The organism is Rhizobium grahamii CCGE 502 (assembly GCF_000298315.2).
GTDB classification, from domain to species: domain Bacteria; phylum Pseudomonadota; class Alphaproteobacteria; order Rhizobiales; family Rhizobiaceae; genus Rhizobium; species Rhizobium grahamii.
On sequence record NZ_AEYE02000022.1, the window covers coordinates 91,397 to 105,801 of the forward strand.

Here is a 14,405-nt window from a genome sequence, read left to right on the forward strand (position 1 = left end):
TTGAGTTGGTAACAGCGCTCGGGACGCCGTTCCTGCTCGCCAGGAATGTCGTGCATCGTATGTGGTCGACTGCCTTTTCTACATCTGAGTGTTCCGCTACTCTCGGCGATTTTCGACCTCTCCGCGGCGTGGCATGAGGGTGGAGCAGACGAAGCTGGAAGATCGCTAACACGAGCTACCGTGCAACGCGAAGTGCCTTCGAGGTGACTACTAGCGCCGGCCTATTTCTCGACTGCCCCCGTCATTGCCATCCGAGGATTTTTTTACTCATCATCTCTTGAAAACGGCATTTGTGAAAACCAGATCGTTGCCGCCAGCCGCTAGATCAGGGCTGGCTTGGCTGGGAGCGCTGCTTTCGGCGCTCCATGCCATGTTGCTTCAAGGAGGATATGGCTATGGCAACATCGAACCATTATGCACCGCTCTTCAGGTCGAGCGTCGGTTTTGATCGTGTCTTCAATCTCCTGGACAATGCTCAGCGTGCACGCTCGGTTAATGACTGGCCACCCTATGACATCGTCAAGAGCAGCGATGATACCTATCGAATTTCGATCGCTGTCGCGGGCTTTGCGCGCCGCGATATCGACATCACCTTCCAATCGAATTTGCTGACCGTGACCGGCAAGAAGCAGGACGCGACAGCGGAGGGCTATCTGCATCGCGGCATTGCGTCCCGCCCATTCGAACATCGCTTTGAGCTCGCGGATCATGTGAGGGTTGACAGGGCAGACCTGGGGAACGGTCTCTTGGCGATCGATCTCGTTCGCGAGATTCCTGAAGCGCTGAAGCCGCGGAGGATCCACATTCAGGTCGATCCGGCGCTGCCAACTGCGGCCTCTCCAGCCCAGATCGAAGGAACGAAAGCCGCAGTATCAAACAATGAGTAAAACGGGCGCCGCCCGCGGCGCCCAACGGGTCGGAAAGGAGAGACGTATGAAACCGGATATGTTCAGGAAACCTGTAGCTATTCTTGTCGGTCTAGGGTATCCGGCCGAAATAAGGTCTGTCATGGACGCCTACCGGCATCTCGTTGAATGGCCAGTCTCGACAAGGGACACCTCCCATTCGATTGCTCTCAATGCCTGCGGAGCTGCGTTACGAGGTGAAATAGAAGCCGAGACCGCCCGTGGCTTATTTGCGGCGTTCGCCGAGAAGCACGATCTGCTCGCACCGACGATAGATCCCATCGCGGCGCTGCGATCCCGTCCCGATCGAGATCCTCACATTCGCTGAGGTTCGATGGATGCTGGACGAAATTTTCTAAAGGTCGTCAGCGATGCGGTGGCGAAGAGCGTGGATTGCGTCTCCGGACCATCCTCTGGCGGGTGGGCCTCATCCGCCCGGACCTTCGCGAGGCCATATCCAGCCTATTTTTTGACTGCCAGGTCTCCGCTCACTCAGGGTCACGAGTTCGTCTTTGTCGGAAACCACACCTGGCGCCTTGCCGATCATGGCGCCAGGCACATGCTGCTCAAGGAAGGTATTGGCTGGTGTAACATGCCGGAACCTATGGTGCGCAAGCAGGGCACCTGATGCAGCTTGATCTTTCCGATTGCAAAGGCGACCCCTATCGACTTCAGGCCGTTTATTGCACCGACACGCGCCCCCTGGTCCCGCCGCTCGCTTCCTGATCGACCATCGAGCCAGGATGTCGACGATCCAATTGCAGCGCGATTGGGCGCGTGCGGATAGCGCTGTCAAGATAGCCGAGATTAACCTCCAGCGCGGAACTACCAGAACCAGCCTGGCATGAGAGGTGCAATTGCGCACTGGTCCGCACGGCGCAGACGCGCAACCATTGGCCTAAAGCCCTGAGGCGCACCGGCGGGTATTTTCTGCCGGTGTCTATGGCGTCAGTTCGCGATCTGGAAGCGGCGCCTATCGGCTGTCGTAAGCCGGCCGTACACTCGGTCGACGGTCTGCGCAAGTCGTCCCTGCTAGCTGCGAGTTACCCAAATGCCCGGAGGCACCTCCACAACAGGCACATGGCCGCCATCAACCGCTGCTCCACAGCTTCACGCAGCTATGCCGTCTGTTTCGACACTGCGGCCTGCGCGTTGAAGGTGCGGAGCGATTGTCGACATTTAACAAAACGAGGCCGAACAGCTTTGACGCTGTCCGGGTGTCGGTCATCTATTTGGCGCCCCGCAGCGGCTGCTGCATCGTTGCCACCTTAAACCCTCGTCCGCGTCGGAGCAGGAGCGGCGTCACGGGTATCGATCGCCTCCCCAACACGGCGTCGGATGAGATCGACTGATAAGGCAGCTCCTATTCCCCCGGCGAACTCGCAACTCACTTTCATGTATAGGCGATGATCCAAGGCGTCAGCCGATGGCTAGCCGATCTGCAGGATGACAACGTCACGGGCCGGGACGTCGACCTTGCCGCCCTGGTAGTGGTGCCCGAGTGGCCAGGAAGCGGCCTTCCCGGCTTGAATGCACCCATGGGCCTCGGCAAGCTTGACCTCCGTCATTTGTGTTTCCCGCGTGGGATTGACGAGCCATAGGAAGCTGCCGTTGTCACTCTTGTGCAGCCGGGCGAAAAGCGCAGTATTGGACAATGCGGCGTGACGCTCAATACCGCTCCAGTCAACCAGCGCCCCGAAGAACGCCCGGTTGGTTTTTCCGTTGGTGTTGAAAAATCCGACCGACGGGTTTGTACCCATCAGAAGTGTCCGCCCTTTGCCATAGCCGTTCTCGACCACCGCCAGGCGGCCATCGTCGAACGTCCCGCGTGCTGTTCCCCTGGTTAGCTCATAGGACTGGAGCATGCCCCCGCCCTGAACCTCTCGACCGTAGAAACTGAAGCGGATCCGGTCACCGATGTCGGGCATATATTCGACATCCACCTGACGCGCGCCGAACATCACATCGAGGCCGAGATTCGGCTGTTGCTGACCGACATGTCCTCGGTCGCCGAAATATCCGGGGCATGCCTCGCAGATCAGCGTTCCGCCGTTCTCGACCCAGGTCTTCAACCGGTCCGCCTGTTCCGACGTGAACATGATCGGGTAGGGAAAGTAGAGCACGGGGTAGCTGTCAATGTCGTCAATATGCACCCAGTCAGGCTGAACACCCTGGTCGAGGAACGCCCGGTAAGCACCCCACATGGCCGCCTTGTAGGGTTTCTCCTGGCGGTCGTGGTTGAGAAGGTAGTCCCACTCCTGCGTCTCGCGAACGACAATGATCCCGATCTCTCCGCGAACGGGCTTTGCCGCCCAAAGGCTTGCCTGGGCTGGATCATTGGCCCACTTGCCAAGTGCAGCCTGCATCTCGGATCGCGGCGTGCGTGAGCCATCCATGCCGTAGGCACCAAAGGCTCCAAACAGCGGGCCGTCGAGCAATGGCCTGTAGCGCAGGTTCATCATGCCGCGCGCGCCTCCGGCAAGCGACGTCATGCTCCAGATCCGGATGTCTTCCGGCTCGGCGATACGTCCGTCTTCCTTGTCGCGTCCGATCACCTGAGGCTGCAGCCAAAGAGGGCCGGCCTGACGTTCTGCATGCCAGAATGGTTTTCCGCGTGCTGCAGCGCGATTGATATCGACCCCGTACCAGGTTTTCCACGGCTCTGTCCCCTTGCGCGCCTGGATCCAGGTGTAGCCGTAGAGTTCCACCTTCGACGCGGCCAGCCAATCGTCGCAGCCATGCGAGGCCATGTCAGGGATAGCACCCGAGACGCCATGGGCAGCAATCAGGCACGTGCTGTCGATCGACCGGACCGTATCGATACGCCATTGCATCTGCTCGTAGAAGTTGTCGCGCTTGAACTGCAGCCAGTCGATGCATTCAGGATAGGCCGCCATCTGGACGGGGGGCTCGATATCGTCCCACTCTGCATAACTGTACCGGTACCAGGCCTTGGCCAGCGCCTTGAGACTTCCGTATTTCGCCTGGAGCCATGTCCTGAAGGCAGCCTTCGTATAGCTGCTGTAGTCGACGTCCTCGGCGTAGTTGCATTCGTTCCAGATATCGTAACCGTAAAGGGCCGGATGATCCTTGTAGCGCTTGGCCATCGCCGTCAGAAACCGGCCGGCCGCCTCACGGACCTCCGGGCAGTTTAGGGTCAGAACGCCGCCACCGTTCTTGCCAAACCCGCCTGTCGCTGATGACACACCCATGTTTGAACTGAGCTTCCTGCCATCCGAGGTGATCTGAACAGCATGGGCATATTTGCGTACCGCCCAGTCAGGAACGGTCTGTGTCATCTCGGCAATGATCGTTTTTATTCCGTTTTTCGCAGCAAGATCGAGCTGCCGATCATATTCCTCCCAGTCGTAGACGCCGGGTGCCGTCTCTATCGCGCCCCACATGAACCAGTGGCGGAAAACGTTCAGGCCGTCTTCGGCCGCGACGCCATAATCGCGGTCCCAATGGTTCTGCGGGGGATTTGACTTTCGGAAGTATACAGCCCCGTAGGGAAACTGGATGTCGTCACGTAACATTCTATGATCCTCCAAGATTTACGAAATGCTTGACATAGCTTCGCCGCCCGATGCTTTCCGAGTCGGTCGCCGAGGCCTCAATGAGAGCCGAGCGTCAAGGGATAGGGCTAGCGAGCGCCTCCGCAGAGCCGCTCGAGCGTTTTGATCAGCGCGGAATGGTCACGATCGCCGTCTCCCGAGGCCACCGCGGCATTCATGAGCTGCTGGGTCGCCGCAGTGTTGGGCAGAGCGATATCCAGCGCACGTGCAGCGTCCACCGCCAGCGTCATGTCCTTTCGGTGCAGCCGCATCCGAAAGCCCGGATCGAACGTCTCCTTCACCATGCGCTCGCCGAGAACTTCAAGGATCCGGGACGCCGCGAAGCCGCCCATCAGGGCTTGGCGCACCTTCGCGGGATCGGCGCCTGCCCGTTTCGAAAACAGAAGGGCTTCCGACACGGCCTCAATTGTCAGTCCGACAATGATCTGATTGGCAACCTTTGTGGTTTGCCCGTCACCGACGCCACCAACGAGGGTGATGTTCTTGCCCATCTTCTCAAAAAGCGGCTTTGCCCGTTCGAAGGCGCGTTCCATGCCGCCGACCATGATCGTCAACGAGGCTGCCCTGGCGCCAACTTCGCCTCCGGAGACCGGCGCGTCCAGATAGTCACAGTCAAGCGCCTCAATGCGCGCTGCAAAATGCTTCGTAGCAACCGGCGAAATCGAACTCATGTCGATGACCAGCTTACCCGCGGATAGACCCGAGGCGACGCCATTCTCTCCAAAAAGGACGGCGTCGACATCCGGCGTGTCCGGCAACATCAGGATGATGATGTCCGAGGTCTCCGCCACGACCTTTGCGCTGTCTATGGCTTTGCCGCCCTTGGTGACGAGATATCCCGAGACATCCTTCACACGGCTCAGGTTCAGCTGATGGCCTGCGTCAATCAGATGTTCCGCCATCGGGCGCCCCATGACGCCCAATCCGATAAAACCAATGTTCATGTCACGCTCGCTTCCGATAGGGGTTCATCCAGCCAAGGCCTTCGCTGGTGCCGGATTTCGGTTTGTATTCGCAGCCGACCCAACCGTCGTAGCCAAGCCGGTCAAGCTCGGCGAAGATGAAGGGATAGTTGATCTCGCCAGTGCCAGGCTCGTTTCGTCCTGGATTGTCTGCGATCTGGACATGGGCGATCCGGTCCTTCAGTCGGGCGAAGGTCGGGATCAGGTCACCCTGCATGATCTGCATGTGGTAGAAGTCGTACTGGATGTAGAGATTGTCTGACCCGACCCTGTCGAGGATTCTTTCGGCGTGGTCCGTCCTCGACAGGAAGAAGCCAGGGATGTCGCGCAGATTGATCGGCTCGATCAGTAGCCGGATCCCGGCATCTGCACATCGAACGGAGGCGTATTTGAGATTTCCGACAAGAACCTCCTCCAGGATATCGAAGTCGGCGCCAGCAGGGACGAGGCCCGAAATGACATTGAGCTGACGGCAGGAGAGCGCCGTCGCATAGTCGATCGCCTGGGCGACACCTGCCCGAAATTCCTCGACGCGATCTGGCAAGCATGCAATCCCACGTTCCCCGCCCGCCCAATCGCCGGAAGGCGTATTGAAGAGCGCCTGTTTCAGTCCGCTGGACGTCAGCGCCTCCGCTATCTTCTCCTTGGGTTCGGCATAGGGGCCGAGATATTCGAGTGCTCCGAAACCGTCCTTTGCCGCGGCCACGAACCGATCGAGGAATGGCAAGTCCTGGTATAGAAATGAAAGATTGGCAGAGAATTTTGGCACGTGGTTTCCTTCCTATGCATTGGCCGGCGCAACGAAACGCTGACGGTGCATGAGACGCTTGTCACGCGGATCGGGGTTGGGAACGGCTGAGATCAGGCTCCGGGTGTAGGCCTCGCGCGGTGCCGTGCAGATCTGGGTGGCTTCGCCGAGCTCGACGATCTTGCCACGATGCATGACCGCAACCCGGTCGCAGAAATAGCGGACCACCGAGATGTCGTGCGAGATGAAAAGGAAGCTCAGGCCAAGACGTTGGCGGATGTCGAGCAGGAGATCGAGTATCTGGCTGCGGATCGACACGTCGAGTGCTGCGGTCGCCTCGTCGGCAATGATGATCTGCGGATCAAGCGCCAGCGCCCGGGCGATGCAGATCCTCTGACGCTGTCCGCCCGAAAACGCATGCGGATAGCGTTCCATCGCCAGGGGATCGAGGCCGACGAGGCGCATCAGTTCGGCAACGCGCTCTTCCAGCGCCTTGCCCTTTGCCAGGCCATTGACGACGAGCGGATCGCCGATCACCTCTTTTACGGTCATGCGCGGATTGAGGGATGCAAACGGGTCCTGGAAGACCAGTCGTACTTCGCGATGGAAGGTGCGAAGATCCTTTTTTCCGAGTGTCGTGACATCCATTTCCTGGCCGTCTTTTCCACGGAAGATCACCGAACCCGTCGTTGGCTCCACCGTCCTCAGGATCAGCCGTCCGAGCGTCGTCTTGCCAGAGCCACTTTCGCCGACGATCCCTAAGTTTTCCCCGGGGTAGAGGTCGAAGCTCGCGTCGTCGACGGCCTTCAGTGTATTCGTCGTTCCATGCCAGCCGAAGACCTTGCTCAGATTGCGCACGGAAAGCACCGGCGCGGGCGACGCCTTGGAGGCGGCCGCAGCTGGCACGACCAATTCGGCGTGATGCGTGAGCTTGACCGTCGAAGCAAGAAGCTGGCGCGTATAGGAATGCTGCGGATCATGAAAGATCGCATCGACCGTGCCCGCCTCTACAATCCGGCCGAAGCGCATGACGGCGACCTCGTCGGCAACTTCGGCCACAACGCCCATGTCGTGCGTGATAAGAAGCATTGCCATTCCACGTTCGACCTGAAGGCGCTTGATGAGGTCGAGAATCTCCGCCTGGGTGGTCACGTCAAGCGCAGTCGTCGGCTCATCCGCAATCAGGATGTCCGGGTTTGCCGCCAGCGCCATTGCTATCATCGCACGCTGTCGCATGCCCCCGGAGAATTCGAAGGTGTAGCGATCGCCCATGGTCTCCGGATTGGGAATTTCCACCTGGCGCAAAAGATCGATCATGCGCACTCGCGCCGCCTTCCTGTCGAGACCGCTGTGCAGTTTGATCGCCTCCACAATCTGCGAGCCGATGGTGTGCACTGGCGACAGGGAACTCATCGGCTCCTGGAAGATCAGGCCGATACGCTTGCCACGAATGGCCCGCATTGCCCGGCTGGTCGGCGTAAGCGAGGCAATATCCGTCTCGCCACCTGCCTCCTTGAGGACGATGCGACCCGCGACTACGCGGCCGGGCCGGTCGACAATCTGGAGGAGCGACCGGGCCGTCACGCTCTTGCCCGAACCGCTTTCTCCGACAAGGCACAGTGTTTTGCCGCGACGCAGCTGAAAGCTGACCTTTTCGACGGCATGCAGGATGTGGGTGCGAAGACTGAAATCGATCGACAGGTTTTCGACGGTGAGGACGACGTCATCGGTTGGGTCGGACATGGTTTCCTCCTCAATTGTCGTAGGGATCGGCGGCATCGCGCAGGCCATCGCCGAAGAAGTTGAACGAAAGAACGGCCACCACCACCGCCATCGAAGGCCAGATCAACAGCCAGGGAGCGGTCGCAACCGTGCGGATGTTCTGTGCATCCTGGAGCAGGACACCCCAACTGACGACCGGCGCCTTCAGGCCGATGCCGAGAAATGAGAGGGACGTCTCGGCAACGATCATCGTTGGCACTGCAAGCGTGACGACAGCAAGGATGTGGCTCGTCAGCGACGGAAGGATATGCCGGAAGATCAACCGCATTTCGCTGGAGCCGTCGAGCTTGGCCGCCGTGACGAAGTCCTCGCTTCGAAGCGCCAGAAAGCGACCACGCACCTCGCGGGCAAGGGATGTCCAGCCGAGCAGGGAGACGATGACTGTGATGACGAAGTAGACGCTGACGGGGGACCATGTCAGGGGGATTGCAGCAGCAAGTCCGAGCCATAAAGGGATGGTTGGCATCGCGCTGATGACCTCGATCACCCGCTGGATCGCCGTGTCTACCCAGCCGCCGTAAAAGCCGGATATCGAACCGATGACCACCCCGAGGATGAGGGACATTGCGACGCCGACGAGACCAATCGACATTGAGATACGCGTGCCGTAGACGAGCCGGGTGAAAACATCCCGGCCGAGCCGGTCCGCTCCCAGCAGATACATCGGATCGTTCGGATTGATCGGTCCGATGAAATGGGTCGTGGAAGGAATGAGGTTCCAGAGCTTATAGGCAGGGCCTTTCACAAAGAAACCGATCGGGACGACTTTTGCATCATCTGTCACAAAGGTGCGACGCAGCGCGACCTTGTCGATCTCGACCTTGTAGCCCTTTACGTGGAGTTTGAAATCAGAGGTGCCGTCGGGATTGGTAACGAAGAACCTGATCGCCTGCGGTGGAGCATAGGTGTACTGGGGCTTTGCGGTCGTCGGCAGGGCCGGTGCCAGAAACTCTGCAAAGACGGCCACCAGATAGAGGAGCGCAATGATCGCACCCGCGACCATGGCAACCTTCTGACGAACCAGTTTGCCGAAGACGAGCCGCCATGGACCGACAGCCGCGGTCGACACGGTGCGCCCCTGTTTGAGCGGGCTGATCGAGGGGCCATCCAGTGCTGCCTGCGAGTGAACGTCGTTCACGGACATGTTGTTGTTCGCTGTCATGGCATCCTCCTCAGTTGAACCGGATGCGTGGGTCGAGGAGAGCAAGCAGCAGGTCAGAAAGCAGGACGCCCACCAAAGTCAGCGCAGACAGGAGCAATATGAAGCTGCCTGCCAGATACATGTCCTGCGAGACAAGGGCCCGAAACAGGAGCGGGCCCGCAGTCGGCAAGTTGAGCACGATCGCAATGATCGTGACGCCGGAGACAAGATGCGGCAGGATCCATCCGATTGCCGAGACGAACGGGTTCAACGCGATGCGCACTGGATACTTCAGAATGACCTTGTATTCGGGCAGTCCCTTGGCACGCGCCGTCACGACGTAGGGCTTGTGCAACTCGTCGGTCAGGTTTGCACGCAGGATACGGATCAGGGCTGCAGTACCGGAGGCGCCGATGATGATAATCGGAATCCACAGGTGGTGCAGGAAATCGATGGCCTTTGCGAAAGACCACGGAGCCTCGGCAAATTCAGGGGAGTTCAGGCCGCCGACACTCTGGCCGAGAAAACGGTAAGCGACGTACATCAACGCCAGTGCAAGGATGAAGTTGGGGATCGCCAGCCCAATGAAGCCGAGAAACGTGAAGACATGATCGCCGACAGAATGACGGCGGACAGCCGAATATATTCCGATTGGCAAGGCAACGATCCAGACAAACACGAGGCTCAGCAGCGAAATCACCAGGGTTGACCCCATGCGCGCCCAAATCAGTCCGGAAACGGGCTGGTTCCATTCGAAGGACCATCCGAAGTCGCCGCGGCTCACGATACCCCACATCCACTTGAGGTACTGGATGTAGAATGGGTCATCGAAACCGTAGATTTCCTTCAACCTGGCGATCTGGGCCGGATCGACGGCCTGGCCGCTCTCGCTCATGGTGGCGATCATCGAGGTCAGGTAGTCGCCGGGCGGTAGCTGGATGATCATGAAGGAGATCAGCGACATGCCGATCAAGGTCGGGATCATGTAAAGGATACGCTTCAGGATGTAGGCAAGCATGAGATGGTGTCTCCTCCCTCGAGACAGGCGTCCCGCGGGCGCCTGTTGCCAGGTCATGTCTCCGCCCCGGCTTCCTCCAAGCCGCGGTGGAGACTGTTATTGCCACTATTTCCAGGTGACGTGCAGCACCTCTAGCCGGTCGATAGAATCAACCGCGATTTCTGCACGACCATCCTTGACGTTGAAGGATGCAGCTCGATCAGAAAGGACCAGCCACGCTTTCGATACGGACTTTCCGTCAGGAATCTCCAACGAAACCGTCTGTGCCGGAAGCGGATAATTCTCGCGAACCGGCCCCTTCATCATCATCGGATTTGTCAGATTAAGCATCGACAGCGCCACGCCTTCAGCGTTTTCTCTGAGCGCGAGATCGAGGATACCTGGACCTTCCACCGTGATGCGCGGGGCCTTGCCGAGCGCCCAGCGAACGGCATTTGCGATCAGCCGGCCGTGATCAGCAGCCATGACCTCCCAGAAGATTTCGCCAATATTCCATGGGACGTAAACCGCGCGGCCTCCCTTGCCGGTCTCACGTGCGACGACGCCGGCACCTTTCGGTTCCTGCCTGGGATAAACCTCCTCCATCGGAAGGTCCGGGAAATCAGGCACATAGAGGAAGGGGGTAACGGCATCACCTTTGACATCGACATCGATCAGACGCGTTCCGCCCATGATCCGTTCGGCGCCATCGTAGCCTTCGTTAAGCGGGTGGCTCCCAGAAAGTGCGATGTAGGTGTTCTTGACGATACCGCGTGGACCGGAAACCAATGTCGCGCCGAACACGTCCGACAGTCCGAAATTCTTTCGCAGCTTTCCATTCTCGTCCCTGAGCGAGGTTTCAAAGGTGCCAACGATGCTCCCACCGCGATCGACGTATTGCCTGATAGCCTCGACCTGCGCATCGGACAGGCATGCGGCGTTGGCGAGCACAATCACCTTGAAGCGATCAAGGTTCTCCCTGGTCAGGACCTGGTCGGACAAAAGTTCAAACGGAAGGCGCGCCTCGACAAGCGCGTGGTAGAATCCGAGATCGTGCTTCTCGCCATTGTTCCGCTCTTCGGGCGCCCAGTGGCGAAGCGTCGTCGACGGGTCGATGACCGCGATCTCGGCGGTTGGTGCGGTTGCCTCCAAAACAGGCTCGACGGCAGCCTGGAGGTGGAACGAGTCGGCAATCGGGTCCACCCAGCGCTTGTCAGGCACGACGCCGTTGAACTTGGTGAACCAGGCGTAGAGCCCGTGCGCGGTACCGTCGTTGACCCAGAGCTGCATTTCCTCCGGTGCTGTCACGGCATCCTTCCAGCGGTATTCTTCCTCCGGTCCGATCGAAGTGATGAGGACGACCGGACGATCGGGGAACGTTGCGCGGATCCGCTTGCCGTTGCGGCCGGCCGACCATCCAAGTTCAACGCCACGGCGTCCCTGGTGGTCGACGACGAGGAACGGGCAATGCTTCTTGATGACGTCGAGATCGAATTCCATCAGTGATGATCCCGCCATGTTCGGAATGAAGCTCGCATGGGGCTTGATCGCCTTCACTGCATCGTCCCACTGGGCGATGATATCCGTCAGGACACGTCTACGCCATTGCAGCCAGGCCTGCCAGGCCGGATCCCCAGCGTCGGCTTTGACGGGCAGGTCATGGCCAAACATGTTCTTGAAGCGGCGGGCACTGTCCTCGCTGTAATCGACGCCATGTCCCTGCCAGCGATTGGCGAAGATCGCGTCGATATCATATTTGCTGACAATCTCCTTGACGACTTCGGGCATGAAGACAGTGTTGTATTCGCCGTAGGCATTGGTGACCCAGATACCCGGATAGGCCCAGTGCTCGCGTGGTGTTCCATCGGCGTTGACCATCACCCATTCCGGATGCGCCTTGGCCGCGTCAGCGTGGATTGCGTGCGGATCGACGCGGGCCATCACATGCATGTCGAGCTTGCGGGCAGCATCGACAAGGGCACCAAAAATGTCCCTGTCGCCGAGGTGCTGGGAGACATAGTGGTATGGAATATCGCTTGGATAAAAGGCAATGTATCCGCCGGCACTGAGGCACACCGCATTGGACTTGGTCCGCTTGAACACGTCGATCCAGAATGCCGGGTCGTAACGGACGGGATCGTCTTCAACGAAGGTCAACTGCGTCCAGCGCGTTGCGGTCTTGTACCACTCCGGCGTCCTCAGAGTGTCTGCGTTCTGTCGTCTTGCTTCAAGCATATCGGTAATCCGAATTGTTGACAAAGAGGTAGCGCTCGGCGCCTGCCCCTTGCAGGCGCCTCGGCAAATCTGTCTGTGGTGGCCCCTCAGGCTTTGTAGAACTGTTCCGGCATCGTCGGTGCCGGGGTCGGCCAGCCAAACGAGCTCGGCATGATCTTCGTGATGTTCTTCATCTCGTTCTTAACGATCCCGTAGCTGTCCGGAGGTTGCGAGACCCCGAAGACGTAAAAGTTCTCGGCCGCGCCTTGAAGGAGCTGCTTCATGATTTCCTGCTGGCCAGCCTTGTCTGCCTTCGCCTTCAGCTGGTTGTAAAGTTCCAGCTGTTTCTTGGTCTCCTCGGGGGGCTCTTCCGCATTGGCATTCGTCGGGTCGACATACCAGAGCGCCCATGCCGGCGCATAAAACGCGTTGCTGTCGGTCGGCGCATAGTAGCGCGGGTCGAGCATGGCGGCGACACCGCCGTTTGCACCGAACTGGTGCGCCGTCGCGTCGAAGCTGCGTCCCTGCCTGACCCGTGTTTCCCACAGGGATCTGTCCATCGTGCGCATTTGCGCGTCGATACCAACGGCCTGGAACATGGGGATCACAAGCTGGAACAGATCGAGGAAGATCGCGCGCGCCTGGTCTATCTCGAAGATGACAGTGAGGCGGCGGCCCTTGTCGTCCAGCCGGAAGTTCTGATCATCCCGTTTCGGGATGATCTCGTCGAGCATGGCATTTGCCTTATCGACATCGTAGCCGGTGAACTGGGTGGCAAGCTGCTCGTTATACAGGGGGTCGCCTTGTTTGACGGAGGGCTGCGCCGGCGCGCCTTGCCCAACCAGGACCGCATCGATCAATGTCTGGCGATCGAGTGCGGTTGACATTGCCGCACGGAAATTCCTGTTGCGGAAGAGCGCCCGTTTGGTCTCGTCCTCGTGATTGAGATTGAAGATGAACGTCATCACGTTGGCCTCGGTCGAGGTCAGCGTGTAGAAGTCGTAGCCGCCCTGCTGGCGCGCATCATAAAGGACCGCCTTGTTGTTTGGCGTCGCAATGTAGAGGTCCATCATGTCGATCTCGCCCTGCATCGTCTTCAGTAGCAAGACCTGCGGGTCCGCAACCATCTGGTATACGATGCGGTCCATGTAAGGGAGCTGGTTTCCTTCCGTGTCGACCTTGAAGTAGTACGGATTGCGCTCTGCCACCGCCCGTTCCGTGTTCTCTCCGGGCGCTGTCTTGAATTTCCAGGCAAAGAGACAGGGTTTCGCCGACGAGTTCAGGAAGAAGGAATTGTCGTCCTGGAAACCGGCCATCGACTGGAACGCAGCGATCCAGCTCTGGAAGCCGCGCTGTCTGGCGACCTCGTCTGCCTTTGGATTATAGTCGATGTGAAACTGCTCGAGATAATGCCTGGGGCAGCGGGTGGTGTGGTCGTTGTTCGACCAGGCCATTTGAAGAGGGAACAGGCCGTTTGACCTCGGGAATGTCACCTTGAACGTCTGCTCGTCGACAATATCGAGCTTTGCCGGCTTGCCGTCGGTTTTCCAGTGACCTTGCCCGGTAATGGCAACGCGCTTGTCGGTCAGCACTGTGTCGTACCAGAATTTGACGTCGGCCGTCGTATAGGGCTGGCCGTCCGACCACTTCATGCCCTTGCGAAGGCGGATAGTGTAAACTGTTGCATCCTCGTTGGCATCAAATGCCTCGGCAACGTTCAGAGTGATGCCAGACCAATCAGGAGTGTAGCGCACCAGAGGCTCATACGCCTGATAGCGGAAGAGGTGTGACAGGGAGCCGCCGCCGACCAGAGCGAGTTTCCAGTCGCCACCGTATTTGCCAACGCTCTCTACCGGCTTGATGACGAGCGGGTTCTCAGGCAACCGGTTTGTCACAGGCGGCAACGCGCCTTTCGCTGCCTGCTCCTTGAGGCTTGCGGCCTCGTTGTAGCCGCCGGCGAAGCTCGGCAGGACCGGAAGAATGAAAACGGCCGAAGTCCCGGCCAGAAACGCACGGCGTTTCAGCTTAAGCATGGGTATCTCCTCCTAAAGATGTCCATAAGTTTTGTTGTTGTTTGGACG

At 59.1% G+C, this 14,405-nt stretch carries 10 protein-coding genes; 2 read left to right on the forward strand and 8 right to left on the reverse strand.

Annotated features, from left to right (window positions below; translation table 11 throughout):
* The first annotated feature begins 395 nt into the window (after positions 1–395).
* Both RGCCGE502_RS18650 and RGCCGE502_RS18655 read left to right on the forward strand, forming a co-directional pair.
* A complete protein-coding gene (locus RGCCGE502_RS18650) occupies positions 396–887 on the forward strand; it encodes an Hsp20 family protein (RefSeq protein WP_016555740.1) in 492 nt (163 codons plus the stop codon).
* Between the two features lie 46 nt (positions 888–933).
* Positions 934–1,233, forward strand: coding sequence for a DUF982 domain-containing protein (locus RGCCGE502_RS18655; RefSeq protein ID WP_016555741.1), 300 nt, complete (start codon positions 934–936; stop codon positions 1,231–1,233).
* Positions 1,234–2,335: 1,102 nt separating this feature from the next.
* Here the strand turns inward: RGCCGE502_RS18655 and RGCCGE502_RS18665 are convergent.
* The 8 genes from RGCCGE502_RS18665 to RGCCGE502_RS18700 all read right to left on the reverse strand — a co-directional run bounded on the left by RGCCGE502_RS18665 (position 2,336) and on the right by RGCCGE502_RS18700 (position 14,357).
* Positions 2,336–4,441 carry a beta-galactosidase gene (locus tag RGCCGE502_RS18665; protein WP_016555743.1) on the reverse strand — a complete coding sequence of 702 codons (2,106 nt, stop codon included), beginning with the start codon at positions 4,439–4,441 and terminating at the stop codon, positions 2,336–2,338.
* 107 nt (positions 4,442–4,548) lie between these two features.
* A complete protein-coding gene (locus RGCCGE502_RS18670) occupies positions 4,549–5,424 on the reverse strand; it encodes a 2-hydroxy-3-oxopropionate reductase (RefSeq protein ID WP_016555744.1) in 876 nt (291 codons plus the stop codon).
* 1 nt (position 5,425) lies between these two features.
* Positions 5,426–6,211, reverse strand: a complete 786-nt coding sequence (otnI, locus tag RGCCGE502_RS18675) for a 2-oxo-tetronate isomerase (RefSeq protein ID WP_016555745.1) — start codon at positions 6,209–6,211, stop codon at positions 5,426–5,428.
* Positions 6,212–6,223: 12 nt separating this feature from the next.
* Positions 6,224–7,933, reverse strand: a complete 1,710-nt coding sequence (locus RGCCGE502_RS18680) for an ABC transporter ATP-binding protein (RefSeq protein WP_016555746.1) — start codon at positions 7,931–7,933, stop codon at positions 6,224–6,226.
* Positions 7,934–7,943: 10 nt separating this feature from the next.
* Positions 7,944–9,134 (reverse strand): ABC transporter permease, encoded by a 1,191-nt coding sequence (locus RGCCGE502_RS18685; protein WP_016555747.1) that lies wholly within the window; start codon positions 9,132–9,134, stop codon positions 7,944–7,946.
* Between the two features lie 10 nt (positions 9,135–9,144).
* Positions 9,145–10,131 (reverse strand): ABC transporter permease, encoded by a 987-nt coding sequence (locus RGCCGE502_RS18690; RefSeq protein WP_016555748.1) that lies wholly within the window; start codon positions 10,129–10,131, stop codon positions 9,145–9,147.
* 105 nt (positions 10,132–10,236) lie between these two features.
* Positions 10,237–12,345, reverse strand: coding sequence for a family 10 glycosylhydrolase (locus RGCCGE502_RS18695; protein ID WP_016555749.1), 2,109 nt, complete (start codon positions 12,343–12,345; stop codon positions 10,237–10,239).
* 86 nt (positions 12,346–12,431) lie between these two features.
* Positions 12,432–14,357 carry an ABC transporter substrate-binding protein gene (locus RGCCGE502_RS18700; RefSeq protein ID WP_016555750.1) on the reverse strand — a complete coding sequence of 642 codons (1,926 nt, stop codon included), beginning with the start codon at positions 14,355–14,357 and terminating at the stop codon, positions 12,432–12,434.
* Positions 14,358–14,405 lie beyond the last annotated feature (48 nt).